This is a genomic window from Candidatus Fusobacterium pullicola (assembly GCA_018883725.1).
Classification (GTDB): Bacteria; Fusobacteriota; Fusobacteriia; order Fusobacteriales; family Fusobacteriaceae; genus Fusobacterium_A; species Fusobacterium_A pullicola.
Window position 1 is genome coordinate 12,274 of sequence record JAHLFN010000083.1, and the last position, 19,891, is coordinate 32,164.

Annotated in this window: 18 protein-coding genes and 1 pseudogene; 3 read left to right on the forward strand and 16 right to left on the reverse strand. The window is 29.5% G+C overall.

What is annotated here, in order from left to right; all coding sequences use genetic code 11:
- Positions 1-67: 67 nt before the first annotated feature.
- Entirely contained in the window at positions 68-280 is a 213-nt protein-coding gene (gene rpmE, locus IAA47_09515; protein MBU3843199.1) for a 50S ribosomal protein L31, read from the reverse strand.
- 154 nt (positions 281-434) lie between these two features.
- Between rpmE and IAA47_09520 the strand changes: the two genes are divergently transcribed.
- From IAA47_09520 to IAA47_09530, 3 genes are all read left to right on the forward strand, one after another.
- The gene (locus IAA47_09520; protein MBU3843200.1) at positions 435-1,058 is read left to right on the forward strand and encodes a ribonuclease H family protein; all 624 of its coding nucleotides are present in this window, start codon (positions 435-437) and stop codon (positions 1,056-1,058) included.
- Between the two features lie 13 nt (positions 1,059-1,071).
- A complete protein-coding gene (locus IAA47_09525) occupies positions 1,072-1,761 on the forward strand; it encodes a TIGR02206 family membrane protein (GenBank protein ID MBU3843201.1) in 690 nt (229 codons plus the stop codon).
- 221 nt (positions 1,762-1,982) lie between these two features.
- On the forward strand, positions 1,983-2,924 hold the full coding sequence (locus IAA47_09530) for a TDT family transporter (GenBank protein ID MBU3843202.1): 942 nt from the start codon (positions 1,983-1,985) through the stop codon (positions 2,922-2,924).
- Positions 2,925-2,983: 59 nt separating this feature from the next.
- Here the strand turns inward: IAA47_09530 and IAA47_09535 are convergent, their stop codons facing one another.
- The 15 genes and pseudogenes from IAA47_09535 to IAA47_09605 all read right to left on the reverse strand — a co-directional run bounded on the left by IAA47_09535 (position 2,984) and on the right by IAA47_09605 (position 19,853).
- Positions 2,984-3,136 (reverse strand): hypothetical protein, encoded by a 153-nt coding sequence (locus IAA47_09535; GenBank protein ID MBU3843203.1) that lies wholly within the window; start codon positions 3,134-3,136, stop codon positions 2,984-2,986.
- Positions 3,137-3,148: 12 nt separating this feature from the next.
- The gene (locus IAA47_09540) at positions 3,149-3,700 is read right to left on the reverse strand and encodes a LemA family protein (GenBank protein MBU3843204.1); all 552 of its coding nucleotides are present in this window, start codon (positions 3,698-3,700) and stop codon (positions 3,149-3,151) included.
- 22 nt (positions 3,701-3,722) lie between these two features.
- Positions 3,723-5,540 (reverse strand): DUF2207 domain-containing protein, encoded by a 1,818-nt coding sequence (locus IAA47_09545; protein ID MBU3843205.1) that lies wholly within the window; start codon positions 5,538-5,540, stop codon positions 3,723-3,725.
- An 11-nt stretch (positions 5,541-5,551) separates the two neighbouring features.
- Positions 5,552-7,042: a carboxypeptidase M32 gene (locus IAA47_09550; GenBank protein ID MBU3843206.1), complete on the reverse strand. Its 1,491-nt coding sequence runs from the start codon at positions 7,040-7,042 to the stop codon at positions 5,552-5,554.
- A gap of 11 nt (positions 7,043-7,053) precedes the next feature.
- Positions 7,054-7,524 (reverse strand): thermonuclease family protein, encoded by a 471-nt coding sequence (locus tag IAA47_09555; protein ID MBU3843207.1) that lies wholly within the window; start codon positions 7,522-7,524, stop codon positions 7,054-7,056.
- A gap of 17 nt (positions 7,525-7,541) precedes the next feature.
- Positions 7,542-8,420: a mechanosensitive ion channel gene (locus tag IAA47_09560; GenBank protein MBU3843208.1), complete on the reverse strand. Its 879-nt coding sequence runs from the start codon at positions 8,418-8,420 to the stop codon at positions 7,542-7,544.
- A gap of 195 nt (positions 8,421-8,615) precedes the next feature.
- On the reverse strand, positions 8,616-9,995 hold the full coding sequence (locus IAA47_09565) for a glycogen synthase (protein ID MBU3843209.1): 1,380 nt from the start codon (positions 9,993-9,995) through the stop codon (positions 8,616-8,618).
- A gap of 13 nt (positions 9,996-10,008) precedes the next feature.
- Positions 10,009-11,175, reverse strand: coding sequence for a glucose-1-phosphate adenylyltransferase subunit GlgD (glgD, locus tag IAA47_09570; GenBank protein ID MBU3843210.1), 1,167 nt, complete (start codon positions 11,173-11,175; stop codon positions 10,009-10,011).
- Between the two features lie 22 nt (positions 11,176-11,197).
- Positions 11,198-12,343, reverse strand: a complete 1,146-nt coding sequence (locus IAA47_09575; GenBank protein MBU3843211.1) for a glucose-1-phosphate adenylyltransferase — start codon at positions 12,341-12,343, stop codon at positions 11,198-11,200.
- A 125-nt stretch (positions 12,344-12,468) separates the two neighbouring features.
- A pseudogene (gene glgB / locus IAA47_09580) lies at positions 12,469-14,316 on the reverse strand (1,4-alpha-glucan branching protein GlgB).
- A gap of 28 nt (positions 14,317-14,344) precedes the next feature.
- Positions 14,345-16,726, reverse strand: coding sequence for a glycogen/starch/alpha-glucan phosphorylase (locus IAA47_09585; GenBank protein ID MBU3843212.1), 2,382 nt, complete (start codon positions 16,724-16,726; stop codon positions 14,345-14,347).
- Between the two features lie 22 nt (positions 16,727-16,748).
- Positions 16,749-18,260, reverse strand: a complete 1,512-nt coding sequence (gene malQ, locus IAA47_09590) for a 4-alpha-glucanotransferase (GenBank protein ID MBU3843213.1) — start codon at positions 18,258-18,260, stop codon at positions 16,749-16,751.
- A gap of 9 nt (positions 18,261-18,269) precedes the next feature.
- Positions 18,270-19,055 (reverse strand): TrmB family transcriptional regulator, encoded by a 786-nt coding sequence (locus IAA47_09595; protein ID MBU3843214.1) that lies wholly within the window; start codon positions 19,053-19,055, stop codon positions 18,270-18,272.
- A 195-nt stretch (positions 19,056-19,250) separates the two neighbouring features.
- The gene (locus IAA47_09600; protein ID MBU3843215.1) at positions 19,251-19,454 is read right to left on the reverse strand and encodes a hypothetical protein; all 204 of its coding nucleotides are present in this window, start codon (positions 19,452-19,454) and stop codon (positions 19,251-19,253) included.
- Positions 19,455-19,502: 48 nt separating this feature from the next.
- Positions 19,503-19,853, reverse strand: a complete 351-nt coding sequence (locus IAA47_09605; GenBank protein ID MBU3843216.1) for a hypothetical protein — start codon at positions 19,851-19,853, stop codon at positions 19,503-19,505.
- Positions 19,854-19,891: the final 38 nt, after the last annotated feature.

Consider the following 19,891-nt stretch of genomic DNA (forward strand, 5'->3'; position numbering starts at 1 on the left):
TATTTATTTAAGTAATTTTTTAAAACAAAAGAGTAGGATATTAAATCCTACCCTTCTCATCATTAAACTATTTTTTAATGCTATATTTTTTGTTGAATTTGTCAACTCTTCCAGCTGCATCGATGAACTTAGCTTTTCCAGTATAGAATGGATGGCATTTTGAACATACAGCTATTTTAAGTTCGCTCCCTTTAGAATATGTTGATCTAGTTTCGAATTTCTCTCCACAAGTACATTCAACAGTTATAACTTCATATTTTGGATGAATTCCGTTTTTCATATTTTCACCTTCCTACAAAAATTTTTCTTAATATCGAAGTTATTTTATCACAATTCTTGAATTTGTGCAACTATTTTTTGATATCTTTTAAAAAAATTTGTAAATTTTTATTTTTTAAGGTAATATATCCTTATGAAGAATTTTTTGGAGGATAATTGTGGCAAAAAAATTTTATGCATATTTCTTAGAAAATGAAAAAACTTTTGGAATTGTTGATACTTGGGATGAGTGTAAAAACTTAGTTCATGGAAAAAAAGCTAGATACAAATCTTTTCCTAGCGAAGTAGAGTGTAAAAAGTGGTTAGAATCTGGAGCTAATTATGAAAAAAAAGCTGAGATAAAAAAAGATATTCAAAAGGAACTTCCAACTGGAATCTATTTTGATGCCGGTACTGGTAGAGGAATAGGGGTAGAAACTAGAGTTACAGATGTAAATGGAACCCCTCTCTTACAGTTTAACTCTTTAGGATACATACCTAATGAATTTGGAAATATTCATTTAGGAAAGGAAAAAACTAATAATTATGGTGAACTTTTAGGTCTTTTCCTAGCTCTTGATATTGCTACTAAAGCAAACTATAAAAATATATATGGAGATAGCAACCTAGTTATCTATTTTTGGTCAAAGGGAATCTTTAAAAAAGATAATCTTTCTACCGAAACTGTTGATTTAATTTTAAAAGTTATTGAAGCTAGAAAAAAATTTGAGCTTGCTGGTGGAACTATAGAATATATTTCTGGAGATTATAATCCAGCTGATCTAGGATTTCATAAATAAGAGGAGAGAGATAATGGAAACTTTTAAACTTTTTAGTAATGAGCATTTTGTCTTAATTTTTTCAAATATTATATTTTTTATATTTTTACTCTTTATTGCTAACTTTTTTGACAAAAGATATTTTGCAAAAATTACAGCAATCGTAATATTTATTCTTAAATTAGCTGAATTAAGCTATAGACATCTATACAATAATGAAGAAATTTTTGAGCTTTTACCCCTTCATCTTTGTAATATCACTTTAATTTTTGTTATAATTATGATGTTAAGTGGTTCAAAATCTCTATTTCAATTATGTTTTTATTGGAGTGTTGGAGCAATCTTTGCCGTTGCTACCCCAGATGTAAAATACTCTTTTCCAAATTTTATGACAGTAAGTTTTTTCATCACACATTTTTATATTCTTTTTGCTGTTGCTTATTTCTATCTATATTTTAGTTTTAGACCGGCTATATGGGGGTATTTCACAGCATTTTTTACTATTAATATTATATGCTTGGGTGTTTATTTCTTAAATGTACATCTTGGAACAAATTATTTATATGTCAACAGAGTTCCTAGTTTTTCTTCACCTCTAAACTACTTTGGTGAATGGCCTTATTATATTATTGTAGTAGAATTGATATATATTATACTTACTTATTTACTATACCTTCCATTTAGAAGTAGAGCAGTAAAGTTTGGAAAAACTAAATTTTACTAAAAGTTAATTAAATACAATGTAAAACTCAAGGATAAAAAATGTTCTTGAGTTTTATTTTTATAAGCACTCTCAATATCTCTTTACAATCATCATAATAATTTTTTATTATATATAAAAAAAGAATTATAAATTTTTCTAATATTTATATAGACTTTATTATAAAAAAATATTATAATATTCTTGTAAATAAGAAATTTTAATTATACTTAGGAGGGCATATTATGATTCTAATCAAAGAAACTTTAAAAAAACTTCCTGTTGCATTTACAGGTTTAGCTTTAGGAATATCTGGAGTGAGTGGGGCTTTAGCTGTAATATTAAATCCAGTTGCCTTATATATAGGTAATTTTATTTCTCTACTATTATTATTACCTATTATAATAAAAAATATTCTACATTTTGAAACTTTTAAAGAGGAATTAAAACACCCTACACTAGGAAGTTTTATTCCAACTTTAGATATGGCTCTTATGAATTTTTCTGTATTGCTATATGTATTTTCTCCTATTTTAGGAAAATCTCTATGGCTTCTATGTATAGCTCTACACTTTATATTTGCCGTATCTTTTATCTACCATAGATTCAACTCTTGGAATTTACACCATATGGTTCCAAGTTGGTTTGTTCCCCCTATTGGAATAGTTGTTGCTTGTGTCGATTCTACATCTATGAATATGCCAACTTTAGCACATACTCTTTTCTATATAGGATTCTTTTTCTATATTATAATGCTTCCATTTATGTTATATAGAATTATCTTTGTAGAAAGAATTGATGATGCTAGATTACCTACATTTGCTATAATGGCAGCTCCACCTAACCTTTGTCTAGCTGGATATTTAGTGGCTTTTAATAATCCTAATCCTGCAATTATAAATTTTCTTTTCCCATTAGGATTATTTATGACTGCCCTTATCTATATAGCTATGTTTAAAATTTTTAGATTGAGTTTTACTCCAGTATATGCTTCATTTACTTTCCCTTTAGCTATTAGCTCTACTGCTATACTAAAATATTCACTATATATTAAGCAATTTGATTTAGCTAGAGGAGAGTTTTGGTATATTTTTTCTACAGTAGCTACTACCTTTGCAACTCTACTAATAACTTGGATATTTATTAAAATGTTAATATTTGTCAATAAAAACATAATAAATTCATAAATATAAAAGAAGAAAATCTTACTTAACTCTTGTAAAATTTTCTTCTTTTTTTACTATTATTAAATTATTCCTTGTCCATACTGATAATATAGGTATCCTGTAACCAATAAAACAAACCCTATTTTTAACATCAGACTAAAATTTTTATATAAAACAAAACATAGTATTATTACTACTAATACAGATATAATCGTCGTATTATCTAAATTCACTTTTCTCTCCTTCTAAAATTTTACCTTTGGAACCTCTCTAACTTCAGCTTCAACTTTAAATAATGGTTCCTCTTTAAAATTAAATATTCCAGCAAAAATATTTCCTGGTATCATTCTAATTGCTTGGTTATAAGCTGTTACAGTATCATTGTAAAATTGACGTGCAAAACCTATCTTATTCTCTATATCTTTAAGTTGATTTTGTAAGTCCATAAAATTAGCATTTGCCTTTAACTCTGGATAACTCTCAGTTACCATCATAAGTCTACTCAGTACACTTCCTAATTCACCACTAGCCTTTATCTTCTCATCTATAGTACCAGCCGTTGTATAGTGAGTTCTTGCAGCTATAACTCTCTCTAATGTCTCTTTTTCATGACTTGCATATCCCTTTACTACCTCTACAAGATTAGGTATAAGATCAAATCTTTTTTGAAGTTGTACATCTATCTGACTCCAAGAGTTTTTTACTCTCTCTTGCAATTTTACAAATTTATTTTGATATACTATCCCCATTAAAATTAATAACACTATTAAAACTAAAATTACTATTATAGTTACCATATTTTCCTCCTAATTCCTAAATTTAGAATGCTCCTCCGCCACTACGGCCTCCTCCGCCACCAGAGGAACCACCACTAAATCCACCACCTTTTCCACTGATGGAAGAATTTGAAGATTTAGCTACACTCTCAATAGCTCTTTGAGCTACTCTTTCTGTATTTATCTCCATAGTTTTAAACATATTGCTATATAGGTATAGACTCATCAATGAGCTTCCTCTATAACTATTTCCCATAATTATATCTGAATTTTCTCCCTTTTGAGCCATTATCTTCTTATACCCTTTAGCTACCTTATCTGCCACACCCAGAGCTACTGCATAGACAAAATAATGCTCCCATAGTTGAATAGAGGCTAATTTTGCCTCCTCCAAATTACTATAGTCTACTAAAAACTTTCTAAAAGCCTTCCACCTTGAAATAGCCTTCTCCTTTTCTAAACTTGCTCTTTTTCTTGAAAAAGTATAAGGCATCGTTATAAATCCTAATAAAGAGATTAAAATAAATAGTGAACTTTGGAAATAGTTTATCATAAAAACTCCACCTATAAAATATGTCATTCCAGTAATTACACCTAAAGTTGTTGAAAACTTATCTCTCTTATCCATTTTCAAATTTTTAGATAACATATCTGTATATACTATAGTTTTCCATCTTTCATAGTTACTATTAAATTCTTTAGCCTTTCCTCTATTTTCTACTACTCTTTCTATCTCTTCAAGAATAACTCTCTCTCCATCTCCTAACTCTCTTATATACCAATTTAGGATGAACTTCTCCTCATCTGTTGGAATCCCCTCTGTCTTCTCCTTCAGTCTAAGAATAGTCTTATTCCCTTCCTCTATAAGCTCTAAATACCCTTTTCTGACTAGATCTAATAGAGTTGCAAAAAGCTCTCTACTATCCGGATACAATCTTTTAGAAATTAAAGTTCCTGCTACTGCTGGAGAATAATTATCTGGTAACTCTCTAAAATACTCCCCATATTCATTTTCTACCTTGTATCTTTTGCTATTTTTTTGATAGATATAGATTGCTAAAAATACCCACCAAACCATAGCAACACCAAATACAGCTCTTCCAACATATAATCCAACTACTGCCTTCTTCCTTACTTCATTAGCTTCTTTAGCTAATCTTCCCTCCATATCCAATATCTCTTTTAGAGCAGTTTTATTCTTCATTAATAAGGGATTAAAATCAGTTAAAATATTTTTAGGAAAAAGTAAATTTACCTCTAAGAATTCTCCTGGATAGTAGTTATTCAAGGTATATCTTACAGTTTTTCTATTCAATATCTCAATATTTCCTGTAAGTGGTCCATGTCCAAATGCATATATATCATTTTTATCTACACTCTCTGGCAAATTTATAGTTACTCCTATTGTTTTTATTGGACTTTGCCAATCCTTTCCTACCATTTTCCTATTTAATTGAGCTATATCTCTATAAACAGTAACCCCTCTTGTCAGAGTATACGTAAATACAAACTCCCTCTTCTCATTTTGACTAGGTGCATAAAGTTTTATTTTATACACTCCCTCACTTGTGCTCACACTATAGTTTCCCTCTGCTAGAGCTACACTGTTCTCAGCTTTTTTTAAACTTCCATTATCCTCATAAAAAACTTGTAAATTTTCAAGTTTCCCATATCCTAAAGCATCTATATTGTAAAGTATACCATTTATCTTATCTATATCATAAATAACTCTCTCCTCTACATCAAGACTTCCATCTCTTTCAATATTAGCTACTATATCTAATTTTTCAATATTATAAGCTGGACTTCCAAAGATAGTTGTGAAAATGAGTATAGATAATATAAGTAGTTTTTTTAACATACTCCACCCCACTAAATATTATATATTTTACTATATTTCTCTTTTAAATATTCAATATAGTATTTCGGATTTAACTCCTCTCCTGTAACCTCTTTTATAATTTCAGAAGTAGTTTTTAACTTTCCATATTTATGAATTTTCTCACCAAGCCACTCTCTTATCTTATCCAACTCTCCTCTTTCTAATATCTCCACTATATTTAACTCTTTTAACATAGTGTTATATATCTGTGCTGAATAAGCACTTCCTAAGGCATAAGATGGAAAATATCCTACAAGCCCAGCTGCCCAATGTACATCTTGCATAACTCCTTCACTATCAGTTTCTGGTACTACTCCTAGATACTCTTTCATCTTCTCTTTCCATACTTTAGGTAAATTATCTACATCTATAGTTCCATCTACTATTCCCTTTTCTATCTCATATCTTACCATAATATGTAATGAATAAGTTAATTCATCTGCTTCAACTCTAATAAGTGACGGTTCAACCAAATTTATCTCTCTATAGAAATCTTCTAGCTTTACCTCTTTTAAAAATTGAAAACTCTCTTGAGCTCTTTTATATATGTGATTCCAAAAATGAAAATCTCTTCCTATTATGTTCTCATAAAATCTTGATTGAGACTCATGTATCCCCATAGAACCACCTGTTCCTAAGATAGTATCTTGTAAGTTATCCCCTATCTGTTGCTCATATATTCCATGTCCAGTCTCATGGATAGTACTAAATACTGCCGACATAGGATTATTTTCTATATACTTAGTTGTTAGCCTTACATCATTTTTAGTTATATTCATAGTAAATGGATGCTCACTCTCTGCACCTATTCCTCTATCAAAATCAAATCCTAAATACTCTCCTATAAATCTATTGAACTGTTTTTGTTTCTCAATATCTACTTTTTGAAGAAGTTTTTTATCAGGATTTCCAGCCTCTTTAACTTTTTTCAATAGTGGTACTATCTCTGATTTTAAAAGTGAAAAAAACTCATCTAGTTTTTCACTTGTCATTCCCTTTTCATACTCTTGTAAAATTACATCATATAGATTTTTTTCATCTTTTTTATGATAGTTTGCAAATTTAATAGTATATTCAAATATCTTAGCTAAATTTTTCTTATACTTTTCATAATTGTTCTCTGCTTTCGCTTCTTCCCAGACACCTTGAGTTCTAGCTACTAATTCAGAGTAAGCTTGGTACTCTTGAGCTGGGATCCTCTTCATCTTTTCTATATCCTCTTTTAGTTCCTCGATCTCTTTTCTCTCTATCTCATTTAACTTCTCTAAGTTCTTACTAAGGAACTCTACACACTCTTCAAACTCCTTTGACGTTGTCAAAATATACTCTTTCATACTTAGATACCCAACTATTTCAGCTAAATAATCTTTTCCCTTTTTTGGAGTAGTAGTTTCTAAATCCCACTGTAATACTGCTAAAGCTCCCTCGATCATCTTTTTTTCTTTTATCTTCTCTCTAAATTTTTTAAGTATCTCTTCCATTTTTTACCCTCTTACTCTTCTCTTTTATTTTTTAATCTATAATCTCTAGGATTTTCTAGATTTTTATCCTTCCACAATCCTCTTTTCTCCTTCTTAGCTTCTTCATAAGCCTTTCTATAACTTTTCTCTTTACCTGCATGATACTCATAAAACCAAGCATTTCCACTTCTTAACATCTCTAAACTTATCTCTTTGTTATTAAAATAAACTCTAGCTACTTTTCTCTTATACTTGTCCTCATATAAGACTTTTAATTCTACAGTCTTCTTAAGTATCAAACTTTCTAAATATTTCTTTGATTCTGCTCCATATTTTTGCTTTAATTCTGGAGCATCTATCCCATACATTCTAACTCTCATTTTTTTTCCATTAGCTTTTACAACAAAGCTATCTCCATCAGATACCTTCTCTACATAAGCATCTAGAGCATAGGAAAAGATTGAAAGAATTAAGCTCAATATTATTGTAAAAATTTTCTTCATCTCTTTTAATTTCTCTCCTAATCTTTCTTTAGATTAATATCTATTTTTGGATTTTTTATGCTTAAATCCATTTGTGGGAATGGAATTTCAACATTTACTCCATCTAAAGCCTTTTTAATATTATTTAAAGTTTGTTTATACACTGTCCAATAGTGATCGTTTGTAGTCCATCCTTTCAATGCTATATTTATAGAGCTATCTCCATAAGACTCTACATGTGAATATACATCTGGATCCTTTAATACAAGTGGATTACTTCTTAACATCTCTTCTAGAGCTTTTCTTGCTATATCTATATCCGCATCATAAGCTATACCTATTATAAATTTTAATCTTCTAGTTGGTGTCTTTGTATAGTTGATTATCTTATTTGATATTATTATTCCATTTGGTATAACTATTAAATCGTTGTTATGTGCTCTTAAAGTCGTTGAAAAAATATCTATATCATAAATATATCCTTCTTCTTCATCTATATTTACCTCATCTCCTACTTTATACACTTTAAAGATTAAAATAATTATTCCACCAGCAAAGTTAGATAGGTTATCTTTTAAAGCAAGACCAACACCTATTCCCATTGTTCCAAAAAATGCTAATAAACTACTCTCCTTAACTCCCATTATAAGTAAACAAATAGTTATCAATAAAGCATGTAATCCTATATTTAATATAGATCTTATAAAACTTTTTAAAGATTTATCTACTACAATTTCCTCTTTTTTCTTTTTTAAACTAAATAGTGGTGTAATCTTTTTTATTGTCTTTATTACTATATAATATAGGAAGATACAAAATACTAATTTTAAAGCAAAAAATATTAATTCTACCGTAAAGTTTACAAAAATATTTTTATCGGCTAATTTTAAAACAACTTCATTTAAAAATTTTTCCATCTCTTTTCTCCTTTGTTTCTTTTTTTATATTATAGCATATTTATTTTTAGAAACAATTTTTATTTAATTCTATTTATCACATATTAAAATAATAAAAGCTCCCTCTTTTATTAAAAAATTTATAATTTCCTTAGATAATAATACTGGGAGTTACAAATAACTTTTTTATTTGCAACTCCCATTTATATTCCTTTATTATACTGTTATTTTTTTATATATTTCAATATATTTATCTGCCGATTTATCCCAACTATTATCTCTAGCCTTAGCATTTTTTATAATTCCATTCCATTGAGATTTATCTTTATAGATTGAGATAGCATATGAAAGTATCTTTAACATTACATCTCCATTTGGTTCTTTAAACCCAAATCCATCTCCCTCTCCAGTAAATTCATTGTATGGAGTTACAGTATCTTTCAATCCTCCAGTTTCTCTTACAAGAGGGATAGTTCCATATCTCATAGCTATCATTTGTGATAGTCCACATGGTTCAAAAAGAGATGGCATTAAGAAAATATCAGCCCCTTCATACACCTCTATAGAAAGTGGTTGATTAAACCCTATATAAGAGCAAACTCTACCTGGGTACTGACTCTCTTTCCATCTAAAGAAGTTCTCATAATGTGCCTCTCCGCTTCCAAGGAGTACAAATTGGATTCCAAGATTCATCATTCTATCAAAAGTCTGTGTTATCATATCTATACCCTTTTGTCTATCCAATCTTGAGATTATAGCTACTAATGGTATACTTGGATTTACTTCTAAACCTAATCTTTTTTGTAGTTTAGCCTTTAACTCTTCTTTAGGAGTATTATTTAATTTAAATACATTCCCATCTATTCCATTTACTATTCCTACTAATTTACTATCAAACTTTCTAAAAAGTCCATCTATTCCCTCTCCATACTCCGGAGTTTTTATCTCCTCAGCATAAGATTTACTTACTGTAGTTACATAATCTGAATATACTACTCCACCTTTTAAGAAAGATATCATATCATAGTATTTTAATCCGTCCTCTTGATAATACTTCCATCTGTCAATCTCTAAAGTTTCTTCCAACTCTTGATTTGGAAAAAACCCTTGGAATCTTAAGTTATGAATTGTAAATACTGTCCTTATATTTGTAAATCCTCTCTCTAAAAGATATATTGGAGTAAGAGCAGTATGCCAATCATTACAATGAATAATATCTGGAGTAAAACCTGTAATATCAAAAGTTTCTACTACTGCCTTTGTGAAAAAAACAAATCTTTCACAATCATCTAACTCACCATATATTTTAGACCTTGTAAAATATTGCATATTATCAACAAAATAATATGTTACTCCTTCTAGTTCATAACTCTCTATTCCTACATAAGCATCATAGTGAGATGCCCAGATTTTTTTATGCCCAAGATGCTTCATGTTATTTCTGTATTTCTCTGGTATCTGCCCATATTTAGGTAGAATTACTCTTGCATCTATTCCCTTTGCTTTTAATGCCTTAGGTAGTGAGTAAGCTACATCTCCTAATCCACCAGTCTTTATAAATGGCCAAGCTTCTCCAGTAGCAAAAAGTACCTTCATATCTCTCCTCCTCTTAGTTTTTTCTAGCTCCTTCTAAATAAGCTAATAAATTTTTATAGTGCTTATCATCCCATTTTATATTTTTTTCTATTACTAACGGATAATTTCTAGAAGCACTTAGTTTTTCATTTGAATTTATAACATTATTTTTATCTACAATGATATTTTTCAAAACAGCCCCAGCTTTTACAACACTATCTTGTAATAGTATACAATCCTCAACTATAGCTCCAGCTTCAACTACTGCACCTCTAGCCAAAACAGAGTTTTTTACAACTCCTCCTAACATACATCCATTGGCTATTAAGCTATTATTAACTTCCGCACTCTCTCTAAATAGTGATGGTGGTGTATCCTTTGTCTTAGTATATATACTTCTTTCTGGATTAAATAAATCGTCTCTAACTTCTTTCTTTAAAAGATCCATATTAAAATCAAAATACTCTTTTGTTGAGTTAATACAAGATAAGTACCCTTTGAATTCATAACCATTTACCGAAACTCTTCCTACATTTCTTGTTACTAGATCTCTTACTGTATAGTAAACTCCATCTTGTATTCCATCACATATCATTTTTATTAAAAGTTCTTTACTCATAACAAAAGCTTCTAGAGATATATTTTCATCCTTTTTAAAGAAAAGATTTTGTCCTATTCCTAAAACCTCTCCATTTTCTCCAATTTTAACACTATCACAATTATCGAATCTCTCATTTGCGTTATTTACATTTTTATAAACTAATGTTATATCTCTTCCACTAGCCTCATGATGTTTTACCACATCTTTAATATCTAAGTTACAAACCATATGTGAACTTAAAACAACTATATTTTCTTGCTTACTACGGAAAAAATATTCCATATTTTTCTTAACTCTTTTTATATTAGTTGTATATGTAGAATCTGCCATTTGTTTAAACATAAATATTCCATCTTTTTTTCTATCTAAATCCCACTCCGTTCCTCTTCCTATATGGTCTGTAAGTGAGTTTAGATCCTCGTTTCCAGCAAAAATACCAACATTTCTTATTCCTGCATTTACAAGATTTGACAATGGAAAATCTATTATTCTATATGTCCCTCCTACTGGAACTGATGCAAGTGGTCTCATCTTTGTAAGTGATCTTATATTATCTAAATTTTCATCTAAAAATATTATAGCCATGTAATTATTTAGCATATTTTCCTCCCCTTTATTAAACCTATTTTATAGCATTACTCTTTATTATTTCTCCCTGTCCGATTACAACAATCTCCTCATTATCCCTAACTACAGTATTTTTCTCTATTCTTACATCATTAGCTAAAATAGCTTTGTTGATAATTACATTTTCTTCGATTACTGTATCCGCCATTATTACAGAGTTATAGACTTTACTATTTTTTCCTATTTTTACCCCTGGAAAAATAACTGAATTCTTAACTTCTCCCTCTATTTCACATCCTTTTTCTACAAGAGAAGTTATTACTTTTGCATCATCACTTACATATAAAGGTGGATAAACCCCTTGACGTGTATTGATTCTCCAACTTTTATCAAATAGATTTAATTCATTATCGTCTTTTAATAGATCCATATGAGCATCCCAGAAGCTTTCTATTGTTCCAACATCTTTCCAATATCCTTCAAATGGGTATGCATAAAGTTTCATTTTATCATTTAATAGGTTTGGTATAATATTTTTTCCAAAATCATTACTTGAATTAGGATCTAACTCATCTTCTATTAGATATTTCTTTAAAACACTCCATTTAAATATATATATTCCCATTGAAGCTAGTGTACTTTTTGGATTTTTTGGTTTTTCTTCAAATTCATATATTGAAAAATCTTCATTAGTATTCATTATTCCAAAACTTGGTGCATCTTTTAAAGGTACGTTAAATACTCCAATTGTTACATCTGCATCTTTTTCCTCATGGAATTTCAACATCTTATCATAATCCATTTTATAGATATGATCTCCTGATAAGATTAATACATGGTCTGGATCATACTTGTCTATGAATGAAATATTTTGGTATATAGCATTTGCTGTCCCTTTATACCAACCACCTTCATCATTTTTCTTCGTATGAGGTTGTAATACTGTTACTCCACCATTCATTCTATCTAAATCCCATGGTGATCCATTTCCAATATGTTCATTTAAAATATGAGGTTCATACTGAGTTAATACTCCAACTGTATCTATTCCTGAGTTAGAGCAGTTGCTCAACGTAAAGTCTATTATTCTATACTTACCTCCAAAAGAAACTGCTGGTTTAGCTATTTTTTCTGTAAGTTTTTTTAAACGACTTCCTTGTCCTCCTGCCAATAACATGGCTATTATATGTTTCTTCTTCATACCTATCCTCCCAAATATATTACTATTTTATCTTAAGATCTCTCTTTTGCTTTTTCTTTTTTCCCTTTGTTATTACCTACTTTTAAAGCTTCCGCTTCTTTTTTATCTTCACTCCCCTCTTTTACTTTTCTCTCTTCAGCTTTAAGAAAAATTACAGAGTTTGCTCCTATATCCACCTGAATATGTTGAGGCCTTCCATTCCATACCTCTATAACTGGTTTATATCTCTTTCTCTTACTAAAGTTAGTTCCTCCATATTTTTCATCATCGCTGTTAAGAATCACTCTATATATTTTATTTTCTGGAACTCCTATTCTATAACCTATTTTATTCTCTCCAGAAAAATTAAATAGCCCTATTACTTTTTCACTTCCATCTTTTGTTTTTCTTAAAAAAGATATTGTATTTCCATTATTATTTTCGTGCTCTATCCATTCAAATGTATCCCAACTATCTTCCCAAAGAGCATTCTCCTTTAAATACAGCTTATTTAGAGCCCTACAATAATCTTGTATTTTTTTATTTTCTTCACTATTCAAGAGTTGCCATTCCAATTGCTCATAGAATCTCCATTCCAATCCTTGTGCAAATTCATTCCCCATAAAATTCAGTTTTTTTCCGGGATGTAGCATCTGATATGAGTATAAAGCTCTTACATTAGCTAACTGTGCTCCAAAAAATCCTGGCATCTTATTAACTATTGATTTTTTTCCGTGAACTACCTCATCATGTGAAAGTGGTAACACATAGTTCTCTGAAAAAGCATACATAAAAGAAAACGTAAGCTTTCCATGATGATCCTTTCTATAAAGAGGATCCTCTTCAAAATATTTTAAAGTATCATTCATCCAGCCCATATTCCATTTGTTATCAAATCCCAAACCACCATCTACTGCATGTTTTGTTACATTTGGCCAAGCTGTAGAGTCCTCTGCCATAATTAAACAATTCGGATAATCTTCATGAATTACACTGTTGAATTTCTTGAAGAAATTTACCGCTCCAAGATTTTCCTTTCCTCCATAAGCATTTGTAAGTCCATCTACATTAGGAAGATATAACATATTAGCCACAGCATCTATCCTTATTCCATCTAGATGAAATTCCTTAAACCAAAAATTCACATTAGAGATCAGAAAACTTTGAACTTCATATCTCGTTAAATCAAAGTTACAAGTTCCCCACTCCTTATTCTCTCCTATTCTTTCATCTGCATACTCATAAGTAGCTGTTCCATCAAATCTATATAGTCCATGACTATCCTTACAGAAATGACCAGGTACCCAATCTAGAATTACCCCTATATTGTGCCTGTGCATATGATTTACAAAATACATAAAATCTTCAGGGGTTCCATATCTACTAGTTACAGAATAATATCCAGTACTTTGATATCCCCAAGAAGCATCTAAGGGATGCTCTGTTATTGGCATAATCTCAATATGAGTATAATTCATATCCTTCACATACTCACACAATTTCTCTGCAATCTCTTTATAGTTTAGAAATTCTCCATTTTCACCTTTTTTCCATGAACCTAGATGAACTTCATAAATATTCATAGGTTTATTTAAACCTGTTATTCTCTTGTTCATCCATCTAGTATCTGTCCATTTGAACTGTGGTATATCATATATAACTGAAGCTGTATTCGGTCTTAGCTCTGAATAAAAGGCATATGGATCAGCTTTAAAAACTACATTTCCATCTGCTTGTTCAACTCTAAATTTATATAGGTCCATCTTCTTTAATCCAGATATTTTTAACTCCCAAATTCCTTCTGGATTAATCTTCTTCATAAAGTAATTATCTCCAGTCCAATTATTAAAATCCCCTACTACTGAAATAGCTCTAGCATTAGGTGCCCACACCCTGAAGATAACTCCATCATCTTCAAAGTGTGCTCCCATATATTTATAAGCTTCTCTGCTCTCCCCTTTATGGAAGAGATATCTATCCAACTCTTTTTCCAATCGTTTCCCCTCCTCATATAAAAAACTCTTATAGTTTTACTGGAGTGATATTCCAAATCTCCTCTGCATACTCTTTTATTGTTCTATCCGATGAGAATTTTCCAGCATTAGCTATATTTTTTAACTGTTTTCTTGCCCAATCCATTCTAAAAGTATACTCTTTATTAATTATTTGTTGAGTTCTTCTATACGCTTCATAATCTTCTAATACAAAGTATTGATCTGCCTGATGCCATGGAGCAGTCTCCATAAGTGATCTATGAATGTTGCCATAAACTCCATTTCCTAAATCACTAAATGTTCCATCTACTAGAGAATCTACAATCTTTTTAAGTCCTTCTACTGAATTATATGGAACATGAGGATCATATCCGCTATTTCTCATTTCCTCAACTTCTTTTACAGTTAAACCAAATATATAGTTATTCTCTTTTCCAGCTTCTTCAACTATCTCTACGTTTGCTCCATCCATTGTTCCTAATGTAAGTGCTCCATTTAACATAAATTTCATATTTCCTGTTCCAGAAGCTTCCTTCCCTGCTGTAGATATTTGCTCAGATATATCTGCTGCTGGGAATAATTTTTGAGCTACAGAAACTCTATAGTTTTCAACAAATACAACTTTTAACTTTGAATTTACATCTGGATCTTTATTTATCATTTGAGCTACTTCATTTATAAGTCTTATTATTCCTTTAGCTATGAAATATCCTGGGGCAGCTTTAGCACCAAATATATAAGTAACAGGTGTAAAATTCATATTTGGATTTAATTTTAACTTATTATATAACCCTATTATTTGGAATATATTTAATAGCTGTCTCTTATACTCATGTAGTCTTTTAATCTGTACATCAAATATTGAATCTGGATCTATCTCTATTCCTTGAGTTTTCTTCAAAAATTCTGCCAATTCTACCTTTTTCTCATGTTTAATATCCAAAATTCTTTTTAAAACTTTTTCATCGTCTAAATATGCCTCTAATTTTTTTAATTCACTAAGATCTGTTATCCAAGAATCTCCTATCAACTCTGTAATTAAGTTTGCTAATTGTGGATTTGATTGTAATAACCATCTTCTTTGAGTGATACCATTTGTTTTATTTAAGAATTTTTCTGGATATAGTTCATACCAATCTTTTAACTCTTTATTTTTTAATATCTCTGTATGAAGTGCAGCAACTCCATTTACTTTATGACTTCCATAAATAGCTAACCAAGCCATATGTATCATATTTCCGTTTATTATTCTCATTCTATTTTGTCTATTTACATCATTAGGAAATCTCTCTTCTAATAATCCTTTTAATTGATTATCTATTCCTTGAGTTATTTGATAAATTCTTGGTACTACTTGCTCATATAATCCTACCCACCATTTTTCTAGAGCTTCTGCTAATATTGTATGGTTAGTATATGCAAATGTTTTTTCTACTATGCTCCATGCTTTTTCCCAAGATATCCCCTCTATATCTACAAATATTCTCATTAATTCAGGAATTGCAATTACTGGATGTGTATCATTTAATTGAATAGCTGTAAATTCTTCAAATTTATCAAAATCATTTCCATGAACTTTCTTATATCTTTTAACTATATCTTGTAAAGAAGCAGATACAAAGAAGTATTGTTGTTTTAATCTTAATTTTTTCCCCTCATCTGTAGAGTCATTTGGATATAATACTCTTGAAATATCTTCAGCTAAAGTCTTTTGTTGAGTTGCATGTAGATAATCTTGTTGATTAAATTTTGCTAAATCTAAATCTACTAATGAATGTGCTTCCCAAAGTCTTAAAGTATTTATATTATTTGTTCCATAACCAATTATCGGCATATCATATGGTACAGCTCTAACACTTCCATCTCCAAATGCTACTATTACCTCATCATCTGGTCTCATTACTGACCATACATCTCCATATTTTAACCAAGTTTCTGGCTTTTCTATTTGATATCCATCTCTGAACTCTTGATTAAAGATTCCATTTCTATATCTTATTCCATATCCTTTTCCTGGTAAATTAAGTGTAGCTAATGAATCTAAGAAACAAGCAGCTAGTCTTCCTAATCCTCCATTTCCTAAAGCTGAATCCTCTTCTGCATCCTCTACCTTATTGTAATCTATTCCTAACTCCTCAAATAACTCTCTTACCTCTCCTAACATTCCTAAGTTAATTAAGTTATTTCCTAAAGCTCTTCCCATTAAAAACTCAGCTGATAGATAAAAAGCTTGTTTTTGCTTCTCATAAAGCTTTCCTGTGTCATACCAGTTATCAGCTATATTCTCCATTATAGCTTGCCCTAAAGCTCTATAGATTTCAAAATCTTTAGCTTCATTCAACTCTTTCCCAAAACTTACCTTCAAATTTTTTTCAATTTGTTTTCTTAATACCTCTTTTTCTACTCTCATCTTTCTTACCTCTTAATATTTTTTATCTATTGAATGTTGTTGTTACTTCTTTTAATCTATTTTTTATATCTTCAGTTATATCTTTTTCTTTCAGTCTCCACTTCCAATTTATTCCAACTGTTGATGGTGTATTCATTCTAGCTTCACTGCCTTGTCCTAATAGATCTTGCATCTGTATTAGAACCATATCAGCCTTCGAACTCCACAAGGTATCTATACATCTCCACTCAATCGGATTCCAAAAATTTCTTCCCTTTTCTATCAACCATTTTTTTAGATACTCATCACATCTATTTTTTGTTTCCATATCTAATTTCTCATACCATCCAACAATAGTATCATTATCATGTGTTCCTGTATATGCTACACAATTTTCATCATATCTATGAGGTTGATAATCATTCTCCTTCTCTCCAAAAGCAAATTCCAAAATTTTCATTCCAGGGTACTCACTTTTTCTTAATAACCTCTTGACTTGAGGTGTTAATAATCCTAAATCCTCAGCTATTATGGGAAGTTTCCCTATCTTTCTTTCTATTGTTCTAAATAACTCTATTCCGGGTCCTTTTTCCCATTTACCCTTTATGGCGGTTTTAGCTCCATATTTTATACTCCAATATGATTCAAAGCCTCTGAAATGATCTATTCTTACTATATCATAGATTTCAAAGCAAAACTTTACTCTATCAACCCACCATTTATAATTTTGTTTCTTTAACACTTTCCAATCGTATAGAATATTTCCCCAAAGTTGTCCTGTCTTACTGAAATAATCTGGTGGACATCCAGCAACCCTTTTTGGCGTCTTTGATTTTGTATATTGGAATATCTCTGAATTGCTCCAAGTATCTGCACTATCTGTAGCAGCAAAGATTGGTATGTCCCCTATTATCTTTATACCCTTTCCATTTGCATAATCCTTTAATTTTTTCCATTGCTTATAGAAAGTATATTGTAAAAATCTATAATATTCAAGTTTTTTTTCATTAATCACATTTTTTTCAAATTTATTTTCTATTTTGTTTTTATATATTTTACTCCATTTTTGCCATGGTAATCCATTAAAATGATCTTTTAATACCATATATAGAGCATAATTTTCCAACCAATATCTATTTTTTAATACAAATTTTCTATAATCTTCCTCTAATTCTTTATCATTTTCAATTTTTATTAAAAATTTTTCTAAAATCTCTTCTAATAATCTTTCTTTTTCAATTTTTACCTGTCCATAATCCAAATTATCATCATAATTTAGACCTCTAAGTTTATCCAAATCACTATCTTTTATATATTCATCTCTTACAAATTCTTCCATATCTATAAAAAGATAGTTTCCAGCAAAAGCTGAATAAGATTGATATGGAGAATCTCCATATCCAGTTGGTCCCATTGGAAGTATCTGCCATAACTTTTGTCCAGTTTCATTTAAAAAATCTACAAACTCATAGGCCTTCTTTCCAAAATCCCCTATTCCATACTCACTAGGTAATGATGATATATGCATCAGTATCCCACTTTTTCTTTCTCCCATTGTTCCTCCCTATTTTATTAGATTCCTTTTTTCATGAAATGTATTTATTCTTATTTTTTCTTCAAAAGTATCTTCATAAATTTTAGCTAATTTTGCCATATATATATCACTATGTATATGCTCTGATATTATATTTATAAAAATCTGATTATCTGTTAATATACCACTTACTTTATCCCCTATTTTTGTTACAATCAATCCTTTATTTAAATCGGAAACTAACATTATCCTACTTGAATTTTTGAAGCTTTCTATTTTGTTACTCTTATGGTAGATCTCCATTCTCAATCCCATATTATCCAATTTATTAAAACAGAAGACTATTATTCTTACCCCTCTATCTATTGCAATTTTTAACTCTTCTCTTATCTCTTCTAAATTAAAATCTGTATTTATATAAAGTTCTTTCTTGGTATTGGAAATTATATTTAATAAAGTTGTTTTTATATTTTCCTCTCCCTCTAATTTATAGAAATACTCCTTTTTATTAGTATTAGTAACTCTACTCAAATCTTTTTTTAAGTTTATAGAATTTTCAAAGTATCTCTTTTCTAACTCTTCAAATAAGAGCTCCGGATTTTTTGCCTCATACTCCTTACTACTATTTGGAATCATCAAAATATATCCATTTTTATACATATTTTCTAAAGTTTGATATATTGTAGATTTTGATAACTCTAATTCCTTAGCCAATTTATAACCATTAGTCCTTCCTAATTTTAAAAGAGTAATATAGATAATCGCTTCTGTTTTTAGAAAACCTACCTCCATTAATCTATTTATAATTTTCTCCACTTTTATCCCCCACGTTAGTAGTTTTTTATCGAACTACTATTTCTTAGCTACAATTATACTCCTTATATCGTTTAATTTCAAGTTTATTTATATTTTTTACAAACATTTTTTTTATTTTACAATCAAAAGTATAGTCAAAATAAATTTTAAAAAAAACCACATCTGATATTAAAAATATCAAATATGGTTTTTTATTTAAATCAAATTCTTAAGTAATAATTCTGCCACTTTATACAGGATAAAAACTCCTATACCACAATAAGAGACTAGTACTAATAAAGCACCTAATCTATTATCATACTCATAGTTATCCTCTAGCTCCCTATTATCTTTTATATTAAAACTTTTATTTATTTTTTCTAATTCTTCTAGCTCTAATTTTTCTTTTGCTGTTAACATCTTTATCCTCCATTTTATAATTTTCATTCTCTATAAAATGAAGTTTTTTCAATTTAACAACACTCTTTTTCTATCCCAAATTATAATTCCTGTTAAGCCTCGCTCCTTCTTGAAACTAAAACTCTTTTTTTCATTTTTAATACTCAGCATAACAATTGAAACTACTCCAATAAAATTTGGTATAACATCTCTCAGTTGTTCTACTATATGAGTATTATCATTTATTGAAATTTCAAAAGGAACTATCTCAGGAGAATTAGAAGCAGTATCAGCCAAAATAATAATATTTTGATTATTTCTGTGCTCAAATAAAGGTGGTAAATTTCTAGAATAAAATATATTAGTTAATACTATTGAAAATATAAAAATTAATAATAAAGATACTTTCTTCAATCTCATTCTAGCATCCCCCCTTATTTTTATATTTTACAATCTTT